The following is a 22,286-nucleotide window of genomic DNA, read 5'->3' as shown; positions in this document are numbered from 1 at the left end:
TTAGTTCGGATGCGGTTAGCATCATTCGACAAGAAATAGTTTATCTAAATTTTATCGGAAAATGATTGCGTTTTACTCATTTTTTTGGCCATATTTTAGAATAAAATTGCTTAAATTTATAAAAATCAGGTTAATGGTGGCTTAATGGTTCAGTTGGATAGAATTGATATTCGGATACTTCAAGAATTGCAGCAAGATTCTAGCTTAACGAATCAGGAGTTAGCTGATCGCGTTGGCTTGTCGCCATCTCCCTGTCTTCGACGAGTCAAAGCGTTAGAGGAGAGCGGCATTGTAGATCGAAAAGTGATGCTGCTTAAGCGCTCTGAATTGGGCTTAAAATTAACGGCTTTCATTCAGATCAGCATGGATCGACACACGCCTGATCGTTTTACTGTATTTGAGGAACAGGTGAATTCATTCCCAGAAGTGCGGGCATGTAATCTTGTTACAGGGCAGAATTGTGACTACTTGGTCGAGGTCGTGGTAGAAGATATGGAAAAGTACCATGACTTCTTACTTGGAAAATTAACAAGAATTCCGGGGGTTAGTGGCGTCCAATCTAGCTTCTTATTACGTAGTGTTAAGGAGAACACTTCGTTACCACTAGGGCACTTATTATAGTTTTCCTTAGTTGTAGGATTGAAAACCTTTATAATGTTCACATATAGAACATTATTTTATGTAAGAGAGCAGTATCAATGGATCAATTAACGGTTAAACGTCGAGTAGTGATTCCAGTTCGAGCTGGTGACGTCATGGCCGAGTTTATTTCGTTCAATGGCGATGAGAGCGGCAAAGAACATATCGCTATTTCTTTTGCAGGTATCGCAGAAGAAAAAAATCAAACCCCTTTAGTTCGTCTTCATTCAGAGTGCCTAACGGGTGATGTATTTGGTTCGGGTCGATGCGATTGTGGTGAGCAGTTAGATGAAGCCATTGACCGAATTAATGAAGAGGGTGGTTACATCCTTTACTTGCGTCAAGAAGGGCGTGGAATTGGCCTGTATGCGAAGCTTGAAGCCTATGCATTACAGGATCAAGGTTATGACACTTATGAAGCGAACGAAATGTTGCACTTGCCTCAAGACAGTCGTGACTTTGGTATCGCGGCGCGCATGTTAAAGGCTCTAGGCGTTGATAAGGTGCGCTTGCTAACAAACAACCCTGATAAGGCTGAGCAGTTAACTCAAAATGGCGTTGAAGTCGAACAACTGGTGCCGACGCAGGTACATGTTAATCAGCACAATCGCAACTACTTAGAAGCAAAAGTACGTCATAAGCAACACACTATTAAATTTGATTAAATTGTCGTTCTCAAATTGATTTTGTAGTGCTTAGAAAAAAAAGGGAGCTCATCTGAGCTCCCTTTTTGATATTGAAATGGTTAAAAACTATTTCTTTTTCTTAGCTTTGCCGGATGCAGTTTTCTTTTTGCTTGGTTTTTTCTTCGATTTAGTTACGCTTGCAGCGCGAATCTTAGTCTTTGGCTCCAACCCTGCTATTTTACTAAAGGCGATAGGGGCTTGCATGTAGCGTTGGATTTTTTCCATCATCGGCAAGTCATGCATATCAACCAATGAATAGCACTCACCAGGATTTCCCTCGCGTGACGCACGGCCAGCACGGTGGACATAGGAGTCAGCGCGGCGCGGTAAACGAAGGTTGATGACCGTATTAATTTCCGGAAGGTCGATGCCTCGTGCCGCCACATCTGTGGCAACCAATACTTGTAGGCGTCCCTTCTTCATTTGCTTTAGGTGATCGTTACGGTCGCTTTGCTTCATTTCACCGTGAAGACCGTCACATCGTAGGCCCCATTTACGGATGCGTTGTACCCAAACATCCACGTGGTCACGGTTAGAAACAAATAATGCCGCCTGCTGAACGCGTTCTTGCAATAGCAGGTGTTTGAGTAACGCTTCTTTATGGGCGTCATCGTCAACACGCAGTGCAACCTGTTTGATCTGGCTTGGTACTGTGCGTGGTGAATCCGTTAGTTGAATGGTTTCCGCTTCTTCATTTAGCAAAGAGCGAGAGAAACGACTCATTTTTTCGCCATCAATGGTCGCCGAGAACATCAATGTTTGATGTTCTTTCGGTAGCTGTTTAGCAAGGTGTTTCACGGCATCAATAAAGCCCATATCAAGCATGCGGTCGGCTTCATCGATGACAAACATTGAGCAATCACTGAAGTCTAACCAGCCTTTTTCATCTAGCTCGACTAAACGACCCGGAGTGGCTACTAGAATGTCACAAGGTTCACTCAATTGCTGTTGTTGCATGCCGTAAGGTGTGCCGCCAACAATCAGTTGTAGCTTGATGCGTGTGTGAACGAGCAGTTGTTCAAATACTTGGAAAATCTGACGTGCTAGTTCACGACTAGGGGCCAGCACCAACGCTTTAGGCGCAAGGCTAGATTCTTCGTCACGATCTAAAATGTGCTGCACAACAGGTGCAGCAAACGCTAGAGTTTTGCCTGTACCTGTTGCAGCGCAGGCAAGAATGTCTTGGGCATCCATAGCAAGGGGGATTGCTTGCTCTTGGATCGGTGTCGGTTCGCTAAGCCCCATGTCTTCAATGGCTTGCGTAATGGTAAAATCCAGATCTAATTCGGAAAAGGACATGTATGCTCTCAATTAAAACGTAAATTGTGGTGTGATTGTATCATTGTCCTGTTGAAGACGTAGGTTTCTTTCATTTAATTTCATTAATTCTTGTTAGGCATTAGACCGCTTATTGGGAATGAAATAAAATGACGAAAAATTATGAGGTTTATTTCATGCACTTAACCGAAGAGTTAGTGGTCGCCCAAACACAAAAGTGGGTCAGTTCTTTTATCGTTGCCATGAACGTATGCCCCTTTGCTAAGCGTGAAGTGGAGCGTGGCTCAGTGCGGTATGTTGTAGTGCGCTCTCGTCAAGAGACAATAGCACTTGAAGAGTTGATGGCGGAGATTGATTTTCTGGATCAAAACCCTGACGTGGAAACGACATTAATGATTTTTCCTACTATGTTTCAGGATTTCGTCAGCTACTTGGATTTTGTCGATGATTCAGAAGAGTTAATGTACGAACAGGGGTGTGAAGGGGTTTACCAATTAGCAACGTTTCACCCAAAGTACTGTTTTTCGGGTGCAGAACAAGATGATGTAAGTAACCACACTAACCGTTCGCCTTACCCAATGTTGCATATACTGCGTGAAGCAAGTTTGGAAAAGGCCATAGAATTCTATGGCGATACGGCAACCATACCTGATCGTAATATTAAATTAATGGAAGAGACTGGCCATGAGGCCTTGGCTAAACTTATGCAGCAATGCATGACACAGGCTTAAACACCGTTTACTTTTACCAGGTTGTGTGTATAGTGCGCGACCTTACTTAATTCCTTGGAGTCAATATGCCAACCAATATCGGACGCATGAACCGCTTACGCGTAGTTAAAGAAAAAGATTTCGGCGTCTACCTCGATGCAGATCAACTAGGTGAAATTTTATTGCCTAAACGTTATGTGCCTAACGGCCTGCGCATCGGTGATGAGTTGGAAGTATTTGTTTACTTAGACTCTGAGGATGAATTGATTGCCACGACTTTGGTGCCAAAAGTTCAGGTGGGCGAGTTTGCAGGGTTGCGAGCGGTTTCTGTTAACCAGGTCGGCGCATTTTTCGATTGGGGATTACCAAAAGATCTTTTGGTGCCTTTTGGTCAACAAAAAACACGTGTTGAAGAAGGGCAAGCACATCTTCTGTTTGTTTACTTGGATCAGACAACAAACCGCATTGTTGCGACGACAAAGGTTGACCGTTTGTTGAATCGCGACGAGCCTTCTTATCGTACTGGCGAACAAGTAGACATCATTATTGGTGATCGTACTGATATTGGCTACAAGTGTATTGTAGACAGCCGTTATTGGGGAGTTTTGTTTTTCCAAGATGTCGTGGGGCGCGTGTACAAAGGTGATCATTTAAAAGCCTTTATCAAGCGTGTTCGTGAAGACGGTAAAATCGATTTAAGTTTGCAGCAGACAGGTTACAAAAAGGTAACGGGTCTGTTAGAAGAGATTATCGAATACATGAAGCAAAACGGTGGTGAAATGTCTCTAACGGATAAGAGTGCACCGGATACCATCTTCAAAACATTTAAGGTCAGCAAGGCGACGTTTAAGAAAGCACTTGGGGCATTGTATAAAGATCAAAAAGTTATCCTAAGCAAGGATAAGACGATGCTAAAAAAATAAACAGCCCAATAGTTTTATTAGGCTGCGAGCATATAAAGCTTCTAGAACATTTCTAGAAGCTTTTTTTTATGCATTTCCAAATTGCTCTGATCGTTTAGAGCCGCATAGAAGGCGTCTTGAATAGGTGCCTGACCGCTTGAGGTTTGACGATGGAAAAAGCCAGAAATGTACTCGTTTTCTGTTTTACGATGATTGCGAATGTCTTCGAACATAGATGAGCAGTTTAGCGAGGTTAGACGAGCAACGTTTGCAATTCGGTTGTGCAATTGGTCTTGTGATAAATCGGATACTAGTTCCGCATATTTGAACGTACTTAATTGCATAATCTGAGCAAGTTCAGCCACGGCGGCATCAAAAATCCCTCGTATTGGCGTTTCAAGAACTTGGCCATTTCGTACTGAAAATATAGCTGTAAGCGGGTTTATCACAGCATTGATGGCAAGCTTTTCAATCAATCTACGTTCAATGTTTTCGCACTGCACTCCTGGATAAGGAAATTCTTTACCAAAGAAATTTTCATCTGCATCTGTTAAAAGTCCAAAAAAAGTATCCCCTAGGCCTGTTTTCTTGACGCGGTTAGCGCTGAGTTTTTGGGCGCCCTCACTAGTGGTGCCAGCCCACAAATTCTGGTGTTTTTTAAGATGTGCAATTAAATCATGCTGTGCGCCTAAGCCATTGCACAGTGTGGCAACTAGGCCTCTTTTTTTAGTGTGCTTGCGGATATCTAAATAGGCAGCAACCAGATCAAATGCTTTGGTGCAAAGTAAAACCTTGGTGTATTTTCCTTCGAGCTGTTCCTTGGAAATAAAACGAATGTCATATTCTGAGCTTTGTTGAGATCCATCTTCATCTAAGTCTTCGACAGTGAGTAAGCCGCTTGGTACATCGCGACGGCATAAAACGGTAACAGGCTCACCTAGCTGGCGTAACTTGCTCGCCCACAGTAAGCCGATGGCACCATTGCCGACTACTAACCACTCATCTTTTGTCATTTAAGCCTCGTATTAGAAGTTTTTTAACGGTAAGCCTGCTATTATGCCGCCCCAAAGAGTAAATATCGAATGGAGGAGGCCAAAATGCCATCTTTTGACATCGTTTCTGAGCTGAACTGGCACGAAGTAACGAACGCTGTAGACCAATCAAACCGTGAAGTTTCAACACGTTATGACTTTAAAGGAATTGATGCGAGCTTTACTGTAAAAGATAAGCAAGCTGTTGTCCTTGAAGCAAAGGCAGAAATGCAATTGCGTCAGATGATGGATATCTTGGGACAGAAATTGGTCAATCGTGGTATCGACCTTAAGACATTAGATCGTGGTCCAGTGGTTGAAGGTAATTTACGTGCCACTCAAGAGATCAAGCTAAAAGAAGGTATTGATCAGGCTGAAGCGAAGAAAATAGTTAAAATGATCAAGGACAGCAAGATCAAAGTGCAGGCGCAAGTTCAAGGTGAACAATTGCGTGTGACTGGTAAAAAGCGTGATGATCTGCAGCAAGTGATGCAGTTATTGCGTGGCGCGGACCTTGAGTTGCCAGTGCAATTCAATAACTTCCGTGATTAATACTGTGTGATGAACATAACAAGATTGTGTTTTCGAAGAGGTGCCTAAGGCGCCTCTTTTTGCATGAGCTTTTGACCTACCACAATCCAGCCTTCTTGTTCTAATTTCACTTTTTGTCGTGCATAAGCATCCGTTCCTTCGGTGAAACTAATTCTATGTTGGCTATTTACAACTCGGTACCAGGGTAGATGAGTGTCCGAGGGCAATTTTTTTAAAATTTGACCAACTAAACGTGCATAGCGCGCATTGCCTGCTTGTCTTGCAAGTTCACCGTATGACGTGATTTCACCTTCTTCTAAGTGTGCAAGAACAAATAGAACACGTGTTTTAAATGCCTCTGTCTCTTGATTCGCCAAGAATCACCCCTAAATAGTCAAAGATACAATCAGAAAGAAAGAAGGTTACCATGCGTTTTGCATTATTGCTTTTTATATTAATTCCTGTGGTTGAGCTCTCCGTATTGATAAAAGTTGGCTCACAAATCGGAAGCTTGACCACCATTGCACTGGTTTTTTTGACCGCCATTGTCGGTATTACGTTAATTCGTCGCCAAGGGTTTGAAACCCATCGTAGTGCGCAAGAGAAAATGCGCCGAGGTGAGCTGCCAGCCTCAGAAATGGCGGAGGGTATCATGTTGGCTTTTGCTGGCGTTTGTCTGTTAATTCCTGGTTTTGTGACGGACGCTATTGGTGCGTTGTTGTTGATTTCACCGTTACGAAAAGCTGTCGCTGCTAAGGTGTCTCTAGACTTCCTAAAGAGTCGCATGAATATGCGCGCAGCGTGGTCTACCCGTGATGCACAGGGCCATTACACACGAGAGGATGTGATCGAAGGTGAATACCGTTCTGAAACGGAAAAAAATGATCACATTGAGAAAAAATAGTTGTTTTTTGCCCTTGAAAAAAAATGGGCTAACCGCATAAATCAATTCGATAACGAATCCCACCAGAAGAGTGGGGCTAATCCGGCCAGGGGAGTCCTGGTATTGATTAACTTTGGAGATATAGATCAATGAATATTCGTCCTTTGCACGATCGCGTTGTTGTTCGCCGTAAAGAAGAAGAAACAACTACTGCATCTGGTATCGTTCTACCAGGGTCTGCCACTGAGAAACCAACTCAGGGTGAAGTCTTGGCTGTGGGCACGGGTCGTATTCAGTCTAACGGTGACGTACGCGAGCTTGCAGTAAAAGTAGGTGATACCGTTTTATTCGGTCAGTACTCGGGTCAAGCAGTTAAGCTAAATGGCGAAGAGTTACTTATCATGAAAGAAGACGAAATCTACGGCATTATCGAAGCCTAAGTCTTGTTTGTTTAATCAACGATTAGCGTAAATTAATAAATTTAGGATTAGAGAAAATGGCTAAAGAAGTAAAATTCTCAGACAGTGCACGTCAAAAAATGTTGAAAGGCGTTAACGTTCTAGCGGACGCTGTAAAAGTTACGCTTGGACCAAAAGGTCGTAACGTAGTTATCGAGAAATCATTCGGTGCACCACTAGTGACGAAAGACGGTGTTACCGTTGCTAAAGAGATCGAACTTGAAGACCGTTTTGAGAACATGGGTGCTCAAATGGTTAAAGAAGTATCTTCACAAGCAAACGATGTAGCAGGTGACGGTACAACAACAGCAACAGTTCTTGCACAAGCGTTCGTTACCGAAGGTCTTAAAGCTGTTGCCGCAGGTCGTAACCCAATGGATCTTAAGCGTGGTATCGATAAGGCGACCACTGCAGTTGTAGCTGAGATTGCAAACCTTTCAACACCATGTGCTGACACTCGTGCGATTGAGCAAGTAGGTACAATTTCTGCAAACTCTGACAGTTCAGTTGGTAAGATCATTGCTGAAGCGATGGAGCGCGTTGGTAAAGAAGGTGTGATCACTGTAGAAGAAGGTTCTGGCTTCGAAGACGAGCTAGCAGTGGTTGAAGGTATGCAGTTTGATCGTGGCTACCTATCTCCTTACTTCATCAACAACCAAGAGACAATGAGTGCGGAACTTGAAAACCCGTTCATCCTTCTAGTTGATAAGAAAATCTCTAACATCCGTGATTTGCTACCTATTTTGGAAGCGTCTGCTAAAGCATCACGTCCTCTGCTAATTATCTCAGAAGACGTTGAAGGCGAAGCGTTGGCAACATTGGTTGTTAACTCTATGCGCGGCATCGTGAAAGTTGCTGCGGCAAAAGCGCCTGGTTTCGGTGACCGTCGTAAAGCAATGCTTCAGGATATCGCTATCCTAACGGGTGCAACAGTGATCTCTGAAGAAGTTGGCCTAACGCTAGAGGGTGCAACTCTTGATCAGCTAGGTACTGCTAAGCGTGTAACATTGACAAAAGAAAACACAACTATTGTTGATGGCGCAGGCGACAATGCTTCTATCTCTGCTCGCGTAGAACAGATCCGCGCAGAAATGGCTAACTCAACGTCTGACTACGACAAAGAGAAGCTACAAGAGCGTGTTGCAAAACTTGCTGGTGGCGTTGGCGTTATCAAGATTGGTGCAGCGACTGAAGTTGCAATGAAAGAGAAAAAAGCTCGTGTAGACGACGCTCTTCATGCAACTCGCGCAGCGGTTGAAGAAGGTGTTGTAGCGGGTGGTGGTGTTGCACTTGTACGTGCTTTATCTAAGCTGTCTGCTCTTGAAGGCGATAACGAAGACCAAAATGTTGGTATCGCACTAGCGCTGCGTGCAATGGAATCTCCAATGCGTCAGATCGTATCAAACGCGGGTGACGAAGCATCTGTTGTGGTAGACAAAGTGAAGCAAGGCGAAGGTAACTTCGGTTACAACGCTGCAACAGGCGTTTACGGCGACATGATCGAAATGGGTATCCTTGATCCAGCAAAAGTTACTCGTTCAGCGCTTCAAGCAGCAGCATCTGTTGCTGGTCTGATGATCACAACTGAAGCAATGATTGCTGATATTCCGCAAGAGAGTGGTGCTCCTGCTATGCCTGATATGGGCGGCATGGGTGGAATGGGCGGCATGATGTGATCCTAGGGATTACATTAGCTTCTTATTTCTAGCTATACATCTACGAAAAACCCTGCTTCCGGCAGGGTTTTTTTATGTTCTTCAAATTGTTAAAGCAAATGATATTTATTATCATGTAGGTGGTTTTTAAAGATGGATATTATTGGAATATGACGACTTCTCATGGGGCACTAAGTAAATCAGTTTTACTTGAGATTATTCAGTCTGAGCGATTTGGTGTGGAATATCAGCCAATCATTGAGCTCAGTACTGGTGAAGTAGTGGCATATGAGGCCCTATCGAGATTCTATAATTATGGTGGTGAGTCGGTAAGGCCAGATTTAATATATGCATCATTGCATGAAAACCCCATCACACTGTTTCAGGTGGAATATCTACAAAAGAAGCTTCAGCTTGCAGAGTCCCCGGAGACACGCCTTTTTGTTAATCTTGACCAAGATGCATTTTTTGCAACGGATGTAGAAGCTCATAACAACCCGTTTATTCAGCTGATTCGTAAACAAAAAGAATCAGAAATTGTTGTGGAGCTTATTGAAAACTCTGAGATAAACGATGCAATTATGAGCTTATCTATGATTGAAGCGTTTGACGCGTTGGGTATTGACACCGCTTTGGACGATCTTTGTCATCCGCATTCGATGATTTCTGTTTCGGTATTGCAATTGGTGAAGTGGGTTAAATTAGATCGATGTGTATTGAGAATGCAGCATAATGATGTATTTATGAAATTTGTCCGTCAAATGATTCAATTTGCCAAAATGACGGATAAGAAGATTATTTTGGAAGGTGTCGAGACGGAAGCGGATCTTCAGACGGCCAAAATGCTTGAAGTGGATTGTGTGCAGGGCTTTTTTTACCGTACACAATTTATTAATAAGATGCCTTAATGCTCTTAAAGTCTGATATTCGCCAAACCATTGATTCTAAAGCTATTGATAAATGGCGACCCGTATAAGATACTTGAGCTAAACTTGTCGTCGGGTCTTAACAAGAAAGGGAAGCTTATGCTCAAAAAAACGCTGATTAGTTTGGCCGTTTCCAGCGCGCTGTACATGTCCAATGGATATGCTTTGGAGCTGGGCGAACTGACTTCCCAATCCCAGTTTGATGAGCCGTACCGAGGTAGGATACAGCTATCGGACACAGAAGGCTTAAGCCCAGGCGATATTGCCATCCGACTTGGTTCTGAGAGTGAGTTCAGACAGGCAGGGGTTCCGTTAACAAGAACTTTATCCCAGTTACGATTTGGGGTGGTTAATGAGAATGGTCAGTTAGCAGTGACTGTACAATCACAAGCTCCTTTGAACGTTGATCAGCTAAATTTTGTGTTGGCTGCTGGTTGGCCTAGCGGCCAAGTTGTTCGTGAGTACAGTGCTCCTTTAAATAGATCCGCTCTTGTTGAAAAATCTCAGCCTGAAGTGGTTCAGGCTGTAACACCGCCGCCGCCTCAAACTGTATCAAACCAAGTTTTCCGCACTGAAACCGAACAAGCCCTCTCTATGGCTGGACAAGGCGAGTTGGCCGTTAAAAAAGGCAATACCCTTTGGTCTATCGCGGGTAAAAATCGTCCTACTAATCAGTTGACCATCTATCAAACAATGATGGCGATTCAAGCGCTTAACCAAGATGCTTTTTATGCAAACAATATTAACCTCCTGCGCGAAGGAGCTGTATTACGTTTGCCTACTCGAGAACAAATTGAGCTGTTTAATAAGGCGACCTCTGAGGCTGAGTTTGCTCGCCAACACGCAGCCTGGATGGCACTCAAACAGGCTGGTAAGCTGGATGAGTTGATCGCAAACGAGCAAATGAATACTCAAGCGAGTAGTAATGCTGAACCTGCGCCAGCAATGCCTGTTAGTGACACACTTCGATTGGCATCTGGTCAAAATGTTCTTCCTGAAGAAAATGCAAGCTCCAATGAAGCCGATCTACAGCGTATAGGGGAGTTAGAGTCAGAGCTTTCTTCAACTAATGAATTGCTTGATAAGGAAGTTCGAGAGAAGGCTGAATTAAATGACAAGTTGGGTGAGCTGAATGAGCAGCTTGCTACACTTGAACGTTTGATTTCTTTAAAAGATCAACAGATGGCTGAGCTGCAGCGCCAATTTACGAGTGCTCAGCAGGCTATGCAGGAACAGAAGAATACTGTAGATCAATTGCTGGAAGCTGATCAGTTACGCCGTGAACAAGAGGCAATTGAAGAGGCTTCTTGGTCAAATAAGATTTTTGGAAACCCGATTATTTTGTCAATTGCTGGCGCGGTTCTGCTGCTTCTTGGCTTGCTGATCGGTATGCTTATCAAGCGTTCAGGTAGAAATAAGGCCGAGAAAGAAGACTCCTCTAAAGAGTCTAATGAGTTTGATCTTTCTCCAGCAGCCGCTGCTGCACCTGTGGCTGCTGTTGCCGCAGCTGAAGCTGTGGCTGAACCAGAGCCTGAAAGTGATCCTTTTGCAGAGACTGAAGAGCAGATAGAAGAAGAGGATCCATTTGCTTTTGATTTTGAAGTCGACGCTCCAGAAGAAGAAAGTTTTGAAGGGTTTGATGAGACTGTTGCATCAGCAGACTTAGAGTCGTCTTTGCCTGAAGAAGATGCCTTTGATGAGTTTGAAGTGCCTGAGTTGGATGATGTAGCGACTGATTCAGCTTTTGATGATGCACTTGGCGCAGAAATGGACGAATTGGCTGATGAGGATTCAAGCGATGATCCATTCTCTGAATTCGAAGTGGAAGATACAAACCTAGAAGATTTTGATGCGGCAGTTGAAGAGCAGGTGGCTGAGCAAGATCCTGCAAGCTTGGCAGAAGATGATATCTTTAACACCGAAGAAGGCTTTGATTTAGAAGATACCTTGTCTGGGCTAGACTCAGAAGAGGAACTGAACAGTGATGACTTCGAGGTTCAAGAGGAGTCTGAAGACTTCTCTGAAGAAGAGAGCTTTGTAAATAATCTTCTCACTGAAGATGAGCAGGATGATGTGGATGAGTCATCTGTGTTTGATGTTGAGCCAGATACTGCGTTGGCTGATAGCATTGATGAAGTGCTTGCCGAGGCTCAGGAAGAAGATGAATTTGGTGGCCTTGACGTCCCTGAGTTTGGTGCTGATGAAGCTGCTGCTGATATGGAAAACAGCTCTGATGACGACGATGACGAAGAACCAATTGATTTCTTTGATGCCAGTGGCGATGAGGTTGCAACGAAATTAGATTTGGCTCGTGCCTACATGGATATGGGTGATGAAGAGGGCGCTCGTGTTATACTTGAAGACGTTATAAATGCTGGCAATGAAAGCCAGGTAGCTGAAGCAAGTAGTATGATGGAGCGCATGTTCCCAAGTGAGTAATCAAAAAGTGGCCCTAGTCGTGGAATACGACGGGGCAGCCTACAAAGGGTGGCAAGCTCAAAAATTTGATGTTGCCACCGTTCAAGAATGTTTAGAAAACGCCCTTTCAAAAATTGCTAATCATCCTGTCAATGTAATTTGCGCTGGACGCACTGATGCAGGCGTTCATGCAAGTGCACAGGTTGTTCACTTTGAAACGCATGTCCAGCGGCCATTAAGAGCTTGGACGCTCGGTGTAAACACCCATTTACCTCCAGATATTTCAGTGAAAGCAGCAGCGAATGTTGCCGAGGATTTTCATGCTAGATTTAGTGCAGTCAGTCGCCGCTATCGCTATGTGATATACCAATCTGAATTCCGGCCAGCGGTAATGGGCAAGGGTGTTACTTGGACTTATAAAGAGTTAAATGTCTCGGCAATGAAGGAGGCTTGTGAGTATTTTATTGGTACTCATGATTTTACTTCATTTCGTGCCGTAGGGTGTCAGGCGCATAGCCCAGTTCGAACTATCCTGAATTTTTCTGTTGATCAATTCGGGCAGTACATTGTGCTAGATGTTCGAGCGAATGCATTTTTGCATCATATGATCCGTAATTTTGCTGGGGTTCTGATGACAATCGGTGCTGGGGAGCAGCCTGTCGAATGGGCGAAGCAAGTACTTGAGGCAAAAGACCGTGCTCAAGGAGGTGTTACGGCCCCCCCTTATGGCTTGTATTTTGTTGATGCCGAGTTTCCTGAGCATTTTGGTGTGCCAAAGCCTGCATTAGGTCCTCACTTTTTACCATTTAAAGAGGAGCCACCCTATGTCTTGCCGCGTTAAGATTTGTGGTATTACAAATTTGTCAGACGCTTTGCATGCATCGGAGTGTGGTGCGGATGCCTTAGGTTTTGTTTTTTATCAAAAGAGCCCTCGTTATATTTCCCCAGAAGACGCGAACAAAATTGTCGCCAAGTTGCCGCCTTTTATCACACCGGTTGCGCTGTTTGTTGACGCTGATGAGGCTTTGGTTGAGTCAGTTTTAGCTGGCAGTGCCCGTTGGACACTGCAATTTCATGGTAATGAATCACCTGAGCAATGCCAACGTTGGCTACGCCCGTATTTCAAAGCGATTCGCATGAAACCTGGGTTAGATATACTTGAAGAGGCTTCTCGTTATACTGATGCCAGTGCAGTGTTGTTGGATGCTTACAAGGCTGGTGTTCCTGGTGGTACTGGAGAAACATTTGATTGGCATTTGATCCCTGACGAGTTGCCAAAGCCCTTAATTTTGGCCGGTGGTTTAACCGCTGCAAATGTTGAACAAGCAGTGAATGCAGTTACACCTTATGCAGTGGATGTTAGTGGCGGTGTAGAACAGCATAAGGGTATTAAAGACCCTTTAAAAGTGATGCAATTTATTACTGGAGCTAAGCGTGGATAAATCAAAAGTTTCCTTAAATTTGCCAGATGAACATGGTCGTTTTGGTCAATTCGGCGGTGTGTTTGTCTCTGAAACCCTAATGTCGGCGTTAGAGGATCTAGCGGAAGTTTATGAAACTCTGTCAAAAGACCCTGAGTTTCAGGCGGCCTTTGATAAAGACCTAGCTCACTATGTTGGTCGTCCATCACCGTTGTATTTTGCAGAGCGCCTAACAGAAAAAGTGGGTGGCGCTAAGATCTACTTGAAGCGAGAAGATCTAAATCATACGGGGGCTCATAAGATCAACAACACCATAGGTCAGGCTTTACTTGCCAAACATATGGGCAAACCGAACATTATTGCTGAAACAGGTGCTGGCCAGCACGGTGTTGCATCGGCAACTGTTGCGGCTCGCTTAGGTTTGAAGTGTAAAGTGTTTATGGGTTCTGAAGACATTCGTCGCCAAGCTCTAAATGTGTATCGTATGAAGCTTTTAGGTGCAGAGGTTATTCCTGTTGAGTCAGGTACTAAAACTCTGAAAGATGCATTGAATGAAGCCATGCGTTACTGGGTGAGTAATGTTGATGATACGTTCTATATCATCGGTACTGCAGCAGGCCCACATCCGTATCCGAAATTGGTGCGTGATTTTCAAGCCGTTATTGGACGAGAAACCAAAGCTCAATGTATAGACCAAGAAGGGCGTTTGCCTGATGCTGTCGTTGCGTGTGTTGGCGGTGGTTCTAATGCGATCGGTATGTTCTATCCGTTTATCGAAGATGAAAGTGTCGCAATGTACGGTGTCGAAGCGGGCGGTGATGGTATTGAAACTGGACGTCACGCAGCGCCATTAAGTGCTGGACGACCAGGTGTTCTTCACGGAAATCGTACCTATGTCATGGCGGATGATGATGGTCAGATTCTTGGCACCCATTCAATTTCAGCGGGTCTTGACTATCCAGGTGTTGGACCTGAACACTCTTGGCTGAAAGATGTTGGTCGAGCTAACTATGTGGCAATTAATGATGATGAAGCGATGCATGGCTTCCGTGAATTGACGCGCTTAGAAGGTATTATGCCTGCTTTGGAGTCCAGTCATGCAATAGCTTACGGCATGAAGCTCGCAGCAACCATGGATAAAGATAAAATCGTTGTAATTAATGTATCGGGGCGTGGTGATAAAGACATCCACACGGTTGCAGAAATCGATGGTTTGGAGATGTGATCATGAGTCGTATTGAAAAATGTTTTGAACAATTAAAGACTGATGGCAAAAAAGCATTAATCCCTTATATTACCGCTGGAGATCCGGCTCCTGGGTACACCGTTGAGTTGATGCATGCCTTAGTTGAGTCTGGTGCGGATATTTTAGAGATCGGAATGCCATTCTCTGATCCGATGGCTGACGGTCCAGTGATTCAGCTGGCGTGTGAGCGCGCTCTCGCGGCGGGAACGAACATCCGCAAAGTGCTGGAAATTATTGCTGAGTTTCGTCAGGTCAATCAGCAAACGCCTGTTGTTTTAATGGGCTATTTGAATCCAATTGAGTTCTTCGGTTATCAAGCTTTTTCAGATGCAGCAAAAGAAGCCGGAGTTGATGGTATTTTATTAGTAGATTTGACTCCAGAAGAGGCGACAGATGTTGTAGAATGCTTCCGTAGTAACAACATTGATTTGATTTATCTTTTATCGCCAACAACAACGCCAGCTCGTGCCAAAAAGATTTGTGATTTGGCATCTGGATACGTCTATTACGTGTCGGTAAAAGGAGTGACAGGTTCGGCAACGTTGGATGTTGATAATGTTGCGTCGCACGTTCAATCATTACGAGAAATTACAAGCCTGCCGATAGGTGTTGGTTTTGGTATCCGTGACGCGCAAACTGCGCGTGCAGTGAGCCAATGCTCAGACGGTGTCATCGTCGGCAGTGTTTTAGTTAATGCCATCGCCCAAGCGAAGGATAGTACACAAGATCAAGTCGCTGATGCGCTACGTTCAATCTTGTCACCGATGCGTTCGGAAATGGATAAGTAAACAAACGCGATCAGTTAGTAATTAATTTGGAGAGTTAAATGAGCAGTTGGTTAGATAAATTTGTTCCTTCGATTATGCGTAGTGAATCGAAGCGTGCACAGCAAGGTGGTGTTCCTGAGGGTCTTTGGAAAAAATGCCCAAAATGTGACAACGTTTTGTATCGTCCAGAGCTTGAAAAAAACTTAGACGTTTGTCCTAAGTGTGAGCACCATATGCGTGTGAATGCGCGTCGTCGTTTGGATATCTTCCTTGACAAAGAAGGGCGCTCAGAAATCGCGGCACATCTTGAGCCAGAAGATAAACTGAAGTTTAAAGACTCCAAGAAATACAAAGATCGTCTGCTTGCGGCACAAAAAGCAACTGGTGAAAAAGACGCTTTAGTTGCAATGGAAGGTACTTTGAATGGCATGCCTGTCGTAGCGGTGGCTTTTGAGTTTAACTTCCTAGGTGGCTCAATGGGCTCAATTGTCGGTGAGAAGTTCATACAAGCCGTTAATGTTTGTCTTGAAAAACGTATTCCTTTGATTTGTTTCTCGGCTTCAGGTGGTGCACGTATGCAAGAGGCCTTGATCTCTTTGATGCAGATGGCGAAAACCAGTGCGGGTCTTGAGCGCATGAAGCAACAAGGGATTCCTTACATTTCTGCTATGACAGACCCTGTATTCGGTGGTGTATCGGCATCACTTGCTATGCTCGGTGATCTAAATGTAGCTGAGCCAAACGCGTTGATCGGTTTTGCCGGCCCACGTGTTATCGAACAAACAGTACGCGAAAAGCTTCCTGAGGGCTTCCAACGTTCTGAGTTCCTTCTGGATAAAGGCGCGCTAGACATGATTATTACACGTCATGAAATGCGCGATCGCTTGTACAATATTTTATCGATCTTGACGAACAAAGCAGCCTAATTAATGACCGCTAAGTCTTTATCTGAATGGCTCTCATACATTGAGAGCCAGCATCCAGCTGAGATCGAACTCGGACTGGAGCGTGGTTTAAAGGTTTTAAATGCCTTGAACCTAGGCCGACCTAAAGCAAAAGTCATCACGGTTGCTGGGACAAACGGCAAGGGGTCAACTTGTACCATGTTGACCCAATACTTAGTGAATGCTGGCTTTAAAGTTGGTACCTACACATCCCCTCATTTTCTCCGCTTCAATGAACGTGTTCAGGTTGATGCTCAGGAATGTTCAGATGTTTTACTGTGTGAAGCATTTGAAGTTATTGAGACAACACGTGGTGATACACCTCTAACGTACTTTGAATTTTCAACCTTGGCTGCGCTTTGGGTGTTTAATCACCTTGAACTAGATTACTGGGTGTTAGAAGTAGGTTTGGGCGGTCGATTAGATTCCGTCAATATGATCGATACTGATCTGGCTGTGATTACGTCTATCGCGCTTGACCATGTTGATTGGCTGGGTGATTCGATTGATGGTATTGGCTACGAGAAAGCCGGTATTGCCAGAAAAGATAAGCCTTTGGTTTCAGGTGTGGTTAATCCTCCTGCGACGATTGCCAAAGTTGCCGAAGAGGTTGGTGCTTCACTTATCCAAAAACATGAAGATTTCTCATTCAGTGTTGATGGTAAAAAGTGGTCATGGAAAGGTTTAGGCAAAGAGTTTGCTGAATTGCCGCTGCCAAAGCTTCCTTTGGAAAACGCTGCAACGGTGATTGCAACACTACTTCAGCTGGACCTAGAAATAAACCATACAGACCTTGCTGCATTATTTGAGTCTGCCACTCTGTTGGGGCGCTTTCAATTAGTTGAAGAAGCGCCTTGTGTGTATATCGATGTTGCTCATAATCCAGAAGCGGCTAGTCAACTTAAAACGCAAATTGCTCAACTTGAGCAGCCTGCAATTGCTGTTTGCGGCATGCTGAAAGATAAAGATATAGCCAGTGTTATGGATACGTTAAAAGATTCCTTCACGGCTTGGCATTTTATCGATCTACCCGGACCAAGGGGTGCCAAAGGCGAAGAGTTGTCTAGATACGTGCAAAGTGATGCCATTTGTCATCCGTCTATGGCTGAAGCGTTAAGCCAAGCTAAACAGATGGCAAAGACAAAGGATTCTGTCGTTATTGTATTTGGCTCTTTCTTAACTGTGTCAGAATACCTGTCAACTCATGTTGTTAAGTAGGTGACGGAATGTTGGATGCTAAGTCGAAATATCGCTTGATTGGTGCAGGTCTTCTTCTAGGGTCCTCAGCTATTTTGCTGCCCCTTATCTTGGACGGGGAGCGTCCTGAATCATTAGATGTTCAGATTAGTGTTCCAGAGCGCCCTGAGTTCCCTGAGGTGGCGATTGCGCCTGTTCAACCGGTTTCTGAAATGGAGATCCCAGACGAACCCGTTGACGTAAATAGCATCGAACTTTTGCCTTCTGATCCTGAAACGCAACCCGTTAAACCTGTTGCTAAAGAGCCTGTTAGTGTTGTTTCGGAACTAGAGGTGAAACCTGAAGAGCCTGTTCTAAAAGTGACAAAAGAGCCCGTGCCGATTGGTGAGCGTTGGACTCTTCAGGTTGCAACGTTTGGCAAGCAAGATAACGCCACTCGTACGCTGAAAAAGTTAAAGGATGCAGGTTATCCAGCTTACGTAATGACCACGAACTCTTTATTTAAAGTGTTTGTTGGACCAGAGCTTAAGCGAGAAGAGTCAGAAAAAATGAAACAGAAAGTTCAGAAAGAATTTAAGTTAAGCGGGATTGTCGTTAAATATTCGCCAAATTCGTAATTGTTTCATCTTGCTGCTTGGAATACCGGAATCTTTTGGTAAACTGCGCAGCATAATTTAGAGGTAAGCATGGATCAGATTCAATCAATTTCAACACTCGACTGGATGATCATTGCAGTGGTGGTGTTATCGACGTTATTGAGTCTAAAGCGTGGCTTTGTGAAGGAAGTGATGTCATTAGTAACATGGGTCGTTGCTTTTATCATTGCCGTTAAGTTCACAAGCCCACTTCAAACATTGTTGATCGACCAAGTGCAGAACGATCAAATACGCTATGTTGTGGCATTTATCGCATTATTTATTGCTACTCTAGTGCTTGGTGCATTGGTTAATTTTGTTCTGGGTTCCCTGGTTCAGGCAACAGGTCTAAGTAGCACAGATCGCATTATAGGTATGCTGTTTGGTTTTGTGCGAGGTGGTTTGATTGTTGTGGCTTTCATTTCGTTGCTAAGTCTAAGCCCTGCAATAGAAAAATCTGATATGTGGAAATCTTCACAGTTAGTACCACAATTGGTCGTATTGAAAGATTGGGTACGCGAGATGTTAGGCAAAGGGGGTGAAGTCTTTGATAGCTCTCTTATCGAGCGTACTTTAACAAGTTAATCGCATTTACATGCGAAGTTTTAAATAAACGACGAAGTCGTTCCCCCAAATCACGAGGTATATATACATGTGTGGTATCGTTGGTGTCGTAGCCACGTCGATGGTTAACCAAACCATTTTTGACGCTCTCACGCTTCTTCAGCATCGCGGTCAGGACGCTGCTGGTATGGTTACAAGCCATAACGGATTATTATGCTTGCGCAAAGATAATGGTCCAGTGAGTGAAGTGTTTCGTACACGACACATGAAAAAACTGCACGGCAATATCGGCATTGGACACGCTCGCTACCCGACTGCGGGTACGTCTAGTTCAGCTGAAGCTCAGCCGTTTTATGTGAACTCTCCTTACGGTATTTCGTTGGCCCACAACGGCAACCTTACCAATACGGCTAAGTTAAAGCAGGAAGTATTTGAGTCGGATCTTCGTCACATTAACACTACATCTGACTCTGAAGTATTAGTTAACGTCTTGGCGCATGAACTTCATGAAGAGGGTAAATTAGTACCAACTCCTGACGATATTTTTAACGCCTTAGAGCGAGTTTATAAGCGTATCGAAGGTGGTTATGCGGTAGTTGCCTTGATTACTGGCTACGGTATTTTAGCGTTCCGTGACCCAGATGGTATTCGCCCCCTTATCTATGGTTCGAAAGAAACTGAGAATGGTACGGAATACATGGTGGCATCAGAGAGCGTTGCTCTTGATGCAGCTGGCTTCAAGATTGAGCGCGATATTCGTCCAGGCGAAGCGATGTTCTTTGATGTGAAGCACAATGTTCATCAGCGTCAATGTACAGAAGCGAAAGCACCTCGCCCATGTCTGTTCGAATATGTCTACTTTGCTCGTCCGGATACAGTTATTGATAGCATTTCTGTGTACAAGGCACGTATCAATCAGGGTGACCGTCTTGCTGCTAAGATCAAGCGTGAGTGGGTTGATCATGACATTGATGTGGTTATTCCAATCCCGGATACAAGCCGTACTGCAGCACTTCAAATTGCTCAAGAGCTAAATATTCCTTTCCGTGAAGGCTTAGTTAAAAACCGCTACATCGGCCGAACTTTCATCATGCCCGGTCAAACGGTGCGTAAAAAGTCTGTTCGTCAGAAATTGAACCCAGTGCCTTTCGAATTTAAAGACAAGAATGTGTTGTTGGTTGATGATTCAATTGTTCGTGGTACCACGAGTAAAGAGATCATTGAAATGGCACGTGAAGCGGGTGCCAAAAAAGTATATCTAGCTTCTGCTGCACCTGAAGTTCGATACCCGAACGTTTACGGTATTGATATGCCTGCTGCGACAGAGCTAATTGCTCATGAGCGTACAGTAGACGAAATCTGTGAATTGATCGGTGCGGATCGTTTAATCTTCCAAGACTTGGAAGACTTGATTGAAGCGTGTATTGATGAAAAACATTCTGATGTTCGTGAATTCGATACATCTGTTTTCGATGGTAAGTACATTACCGGCAATATTGATCAAGAATACTTGAACGGTCTTGCTAACGCGCGTAGTGATTCAAATAAAGCTTCTGTAGAAGAAGCAGCAAACAGCGATTTAATGCACCCAATGTAATAGCATTGGCTTAGCGATTGTTTGTTTTTGCTCATGCTAAGCCAGGTTTTTACCTGGCTTAGTTGTTTTTAAAGTGTCAACTTGGAGTGACCTATGTCTGAATATAAAGATGCAACACTTGCTGTAAGAGCAGGTATTCGTCAAACCCAAGAGCAAGAGAACAGTGAAGCGATCTTTATGACATCAAGCTTCGCTTACTCTAGCGCAGCAGAAGCAGCGGGTAAGTTTTGTGGTGATCTTGATGGAAATGTCTACTCACGTTTCACGAACCCAACTGTAGAGATGTTTGAGAAGCGATTGGCGGCTCTTGAGAAAGGGGAGGCTGCAATTGCTACGTCTTCAGGTATGGCGGCTTTAATGACACTGGGCTACTCGCTACTTAAAGCGGGTGACAAAGTTGTTTGTTCACGTAATATTTTTGGTTCAACAGTTAAATTTTTCAATGCTTACATGGCCAAGTACAACGTAGAGATTGCCTACGTTGACGCAACCGACTATGAGGCATGGGAACGAGAAATTAATGATAATACACGTCTTTGTTACTTTGAGACGCCATCAAACCCTTTGTACGAAGTGGTGGATGTAGCTAAAGTGGCTGAGCTTGCGCACGCTAAAGGTGCATTATTGTGTGTTGATACTGTGTTAGCGACGCCTGCTTTGCAGAACCCTCTAACGCAGGGTGCTGACATTGTGATGCAGTCAGCTACTAAATTTATAGACGGCCAAGGTCGCTGCTTGGGCGGTGCTCTGATTTCTTCTAAAGAGATTGTGGATCAGTTTGTCGCTTTTATGCGTAGTGCTGGCCCTGCAATGAGCCCGTTTAATGCATGGGTGCTTTTGAATGGTCTTGAAACATTAAGTCTTCGTATGAAAGCGCATTCTTCGAATGCATTGGCATTAGCTGAGTTTCTTGAAAATCACCCTAAAGTTACCAAGGTAAACTACGGTGGTTTGCCATCCCATAAGTATCATGAGCTTGCAAAAGCGCAGCAGAAAGATTTTGGTGGCGTATTGTCATTTGAGCTTGATGGCGGTCGTGAGGCAGCTTGGACGTTTATTGATAACGTTAAGCTTATGTCGATCACTGGCAATTTGGGTGACACGAAAACGCTCGTAACACATCCTGCAACGACCACGCACGGTCGCTTAACAGATGAAGAAAAACTGGCTGCAGGCATCAAGGAAGGGTTAGTACGTCTTTCTGTCGGTATTGAAGACATTGACGATATTATCTCTGATGTAGAGCAAGCATTGGCAAAAGTATAGATTGCTGATATTAAAAAAGGGAGTTGGCTGCATGTGCTAACTCCCTTTTACTTTTAATGCACTCACGTTTTTCATAAACGTTAATCGAAATCTTCTCTATTGCTTTGAGCGTCTAGATCTAGCAATTGCTTTTCTTTTTCTGCCAGTCGCTCACCAGCAGCTTTACGTAATGCATCTTTTTGTGTGTCGAGTACGAGCTGATCGATAAAGCTTCTAACGGCATCTTCTAGTGCAGTAAATTGCCAACCAGAACGCGCATCTTGCTTATATACTAATCTAGCTCTTACTTTACCAATGATGACATCGTTTTGGTCGAGAACAAACGCAACTTGTTCACCTTCTAAAGTTGGCAGTGTCTTATCACTTTTTAGGGCAACCCCATCCATACTGATATCAAGGCAATTGAGTTTAAAAGAGCCTTGATCAAAAGAAAGCTTATGGTCATTAGGAGTAACCCTGAGGGCATTTCTGCGCTCACTGGAGTGGTATGTCATATTTTTATCACTCGCCATACTGAACTCCTTGTGAGCGT

Annotated in this window: 24 protein-coding genes; 20 read left to right on the top strand and 4 right to left on the bottom strand. The window is 44.1% G+C overall.

Going from position 1 to position 22,286, the window contains the following annotated elements:
- Positions 1–144 precede the first annotated feature (144 nt).
- Both C8D85_RS02660 and ribA read left to right on the top strand, forming a co-directional pair.
- Positions 145–621, top strand: coding sequence for an Lrp/AsnC family transcriptional regulator (locus tag C8D85_RS02660; RefSeq protein ID WP_133559814.1), 477 nt, complete (start codon positions 145–147; stop codon positions 619–621).
- Positions 622–698: 77 nt separating this feature from the next.
- Positions 699–1,304, top strand: coding sequence for a GTP cyclohydrolase II (gene ribA / locus C8D85_RS02655; RefSeq protein ID WP_133559813.1), 606 nt, complete (start codon positions 699–701; stop codon positions 1,302–1,304).
- Positions 1,305–1,391: 87 nt separating this feature from the next.
- On the opposite strand, the gene C8D85_RS02650 is transcribed toward ribA, so the two are convergent.
- Positions 1,392–2,624, bottom strand: a complete 1,233-nt coding sequence (locus C8D85_RS02650) for a DEAD/DEAH box helicase (RefSeq protein ID WP_133559812.1) — start codon at positions 2,622–2,624, stop codon at positions 1,392–1,394.
- A 155-nt stretch (positions 2,625–2,779) separates the two neighbouring features.
- Between C8D85_RS02650 and C8D85_RS02645 the strand changes: the two genes are divergently transcribed.
- Complete coding sequence (locus C8D85_RS02645; protein ID WP_133560764.1) at positions 2,780–3,334, top strand: DUF1415 domain-containing protein; 555 nt, start codon at positions 2,780–2,782, stop codon at positions 3,332–3,334.
- A gap of 65 nt (positions 3,335–3,399) precedes the next feature.
- Positions 3,400–4,236, top strand: a complete 837-nt coding sequence (locus tag C8D85_RS02640; protein WP_133559811.1) for a CvfB family protein — start codon at positions 3,400–3,402, stop codon at positions 4,234–4,236.
- Between the two features lie 41 nt (positions 4,237–4,277).
- Here C8D85_RS02640 and C8D85_RS02635 read toward each other — a convergent pair whose 3' ends face one another.
- Positions 4,278–5,228: a ketopantoate reductase family protein gene (locus C8D85_RS02635; protein ID WP_133559810.1), complete on the bottom strand. Its 951-nt coding sequence runs from the start codon at positions 5,226–5,228 to the stop codon at positions 4,278–4,280.
- 84 nt (positions 5,229–5,312) lie between these two features.
- Between C8D85_RS02635 and C8D85_RS02630 the strand changes: the two genes are divergently transcribed.
- Positions 5,313–5,798, top strand: coding sequence for a YajQ family cyclic di-GMP-binding protein (locus C8D85_RS02630; protein WP_133559809.1), 486 nt, complete (start codon positions 5,313–5,315; stop codon positions 5,796–5,798).
- 44 nt (positions 5,799–5,842) lie between these two features.
- On the opposite strand, the gene C8D85_RS02625 is transcribed toward C8D85_RS02630, so the two are convergent.
- Positions 5,843–6,154 carry an MGMT family protein gene (locus C8D85_RS02625; RefSeq protein ID WP_133559808.1) on the bottom strand — a complete coding sequence of 104 codons (312 nt, stop codon included), beginning with the start codon at positions 6,152–6,154 and terminating at the stop codon, positions 5,843–5,845.
- Positions 6,155–6,204: 50 nt separating this feature from the next.
- On the opposite strand from C8D85_RS02625, the gene C8D85_RS02620 reads away from it, so the two are divergent.
- From C8D85_RS02620 to C8D85_RS02550, 15 genes are all read left to right on the top strand, one after another.
- Positions 6,205–6,681 carry an FxsA family protein gene (locus tag C8D85_RS02620; RefSeq protein WP_133559807.1) on the top strand — a complete coding sequence of 159 codons (477 nt, stop codon included), beginning with the start codon at positions 6,205–6,207 and terminating at the stop codon, positions 6,679–6,681.
- A gap of 128 nt (positions 6,682–6,809) precedes the next feature.
- A complete protein-coding gene (locus C8D85_RS02615; protein WP_133559806.1) occupies positions 6,810–7,100 on the top strand; it encodes a co-chaperone GroES in 291 nt (96 codons plus the stop codon).
- A gap of 56 nt (positions 7,101–7,156) precedes the next feature.
- Complete coding sequence (gene groL, locus C8D85_RS02610) at positions 7,157–8,794, top strand: chaperonin GroEL (protein ID WP_133559805.1); 1,638 nt, start codon at positions 7,157–7,159, stop codon at positions 8,792–8,794.
- A 149-nt stretch (positions 8,795–8,943) separates the two neighbouring features.
- The gene (locus C8D85_RS02605; protein WP_133559804.1) at positions 8,944–9,681 is read left to right on the top strand and encodes an EAL domain-containing protein; all 738 of its coding nucleotides are present in this window, start codon (positions 8,944–8,946) and stop codon (positions 9,679–9,681) included.
- A 117-nt stretch (positions 9,682–9,798) separates the two neighbouring features.
- Positions 9,799–12,138, top strand: a complete 2,340-nt coding sequence (locus C8D85_RS02600) for a motility hub landmark protein FimV (protein ID WP_133559803.1) — start codon at positions 9,799–9,801, stop codon at positions 12,136–12,138.
- A complete protein-coding gene (gene truA / locus C8D85_RS02595) occupies positions 12,131–12,958 on the top strand; it encodes a tRNA pseudouridine(38-40) synthase TruA (RefSeq protein ID WP_133559802.1) in 828 nt (275 codons plus the stop codon). The genes C8D85_RS02600 and truA overlap by 8 nt, the downstream gene beginning before the upstream one ends.
- A complete protein-coding gene (locus tag C8D85_RS02590; protein ID WP_133559801.1) occupies positions 12,942–13,559 on the top strand; it encodes a phosphoribosylanthranilate isomerase in 618 nt (205 codons plus the stop codon). Before truA ends, C8D85_RS02590 begins: the two co-directional genes overlap by 17 nt.
- On the top strand, positions 13,552–14,763 hold the full coding sequence (gene trpB / locus C8D85_RS02585; RefSeq protein ID WP_133559800.1) for a tryptophan synthase subunit beta: 1,212 nt from the start codon (positions 13,552–13,554) through the stop codon (positions 14,761–14,763). The genes C8D85_RS02590 and trpB overlap by 8 nt, the downstream gene beginning before the upstream one ends.
- Before the next feature lie 2 nt (positions 14,764–14,765).
- Complete coding sequence (trpA, locus tag C8D85_RS02580; RefSeq protein ID WP_133559799.1) at positions 14,766–15,572, top strand: tryptophan synthase subunit alpha; 807 nt, start codon at positions 14,766–14,768, stop codon at positions 15,570–15,572.
- A 38-nt stretch (positions 15,573–15,610) separates the two neighbouring features.
- Positions 15,611–16,477, top strand: coding sequence for an acetyl-CoA carboxylase, carboxyltransferase subunit beta (accD, locus tag C8D85_RS02575; RefSeq protein ID WP_133559798.1), 867 nt, complete (start codon positions 15,611–15,613; stop codon positions 16,475–16,477).
- 3 nt (positions 16,478–16,480) lie between these two features.
- Positions 16,481–17,713: a bifunctional tetrahydrofolate synthase/dihydrofolate synthase gene (folC, locus tag C8D85_RS02570; protein WP_133559797.1), complete on the top strand. Its 1,233-nt coding sequence runs from the start codon at positions 16,481–16,483 to the stop codon at positions 17,711–17,713.
- A gap of 8 nt (positions 17,714–17,721) precedes the next feature.
- Complete coding sequence (locus C8D85_RS02565) at positions 17,722–18,309, top strand: SPOR domain-containing protein (RefSeq protein ID WP_133559796.1); 588 nt, start codon at positions 17,722–17,724, stop codon at positions 18,307–18,309.
- A 69-nt stretch (positions 18,310–18,378) separates the two neighbouring features.
- A complete protein-coding gene (locus C8D85_RS02560) occupies positions 18,379–18,912 on the top strand; it encodes a CvpA family protein (RefSeq protein WP_133559795.1) in 534 nt (177 codons plus the stop codon).
- Positions 18,913–18,979: 67 nt separating this feature from the next.
- A complete protein-coding gene (purF, locus tag C8D85_RS02555) occupies positions 18,980–20,488 on the top strand; it encodes an amidophosphoribosyltransferase (protein WP_133559794.1) in 1,509 nt (502 codons plus the stop codon).
- A 93-nt stretch (positions 20,489–20,581) separates the two neighbouring features.
- A complete protein-coding gene (locus tag C8D85_RS02550) occupies positions 20,582–21,754 on the top strand; it encodes an O-succinylhomoserine sulfhydrylase (RefSeq protein ID WP_133559793.1) in 1,173 nt (390 codons plus the stop codon).
- An 80-nt stretch (positions 21,755–21,834) separates the two neighbouring features.
- Here C8D85_RS02550 and C8D85_RS02545 read toward each other — a convergent pair whose 3' ends face one another.
- Positions 21,835–22,266: a PilZ domain-containing protein gene (locus C8D85_RS02545; RefSeq protein WP_133559792.1), complete on the bottom strand. Its 432-nt coding sequence runs from the start codon at positions 22,264–22,266 to the stop codon at positions 21,835–21,837.
- Positions 22,267–22,286 lie beyond the last annotated feature (20 nt).

It is taken from the genome of Marinomonas communis (genome assembly GCF_004363305.1).
GTDB lineage: Bacteria > Pseudomonadota > Gammaproteobacteria > Pseudomonadales > Marinomonadaceae > Marinomonas > Marinomonas communis.
The sequence above is the reverse complement of the archived record's forward strand: the minus strand, read 5'-3'. Positions and strand labels throughout refer to the sequence as shown.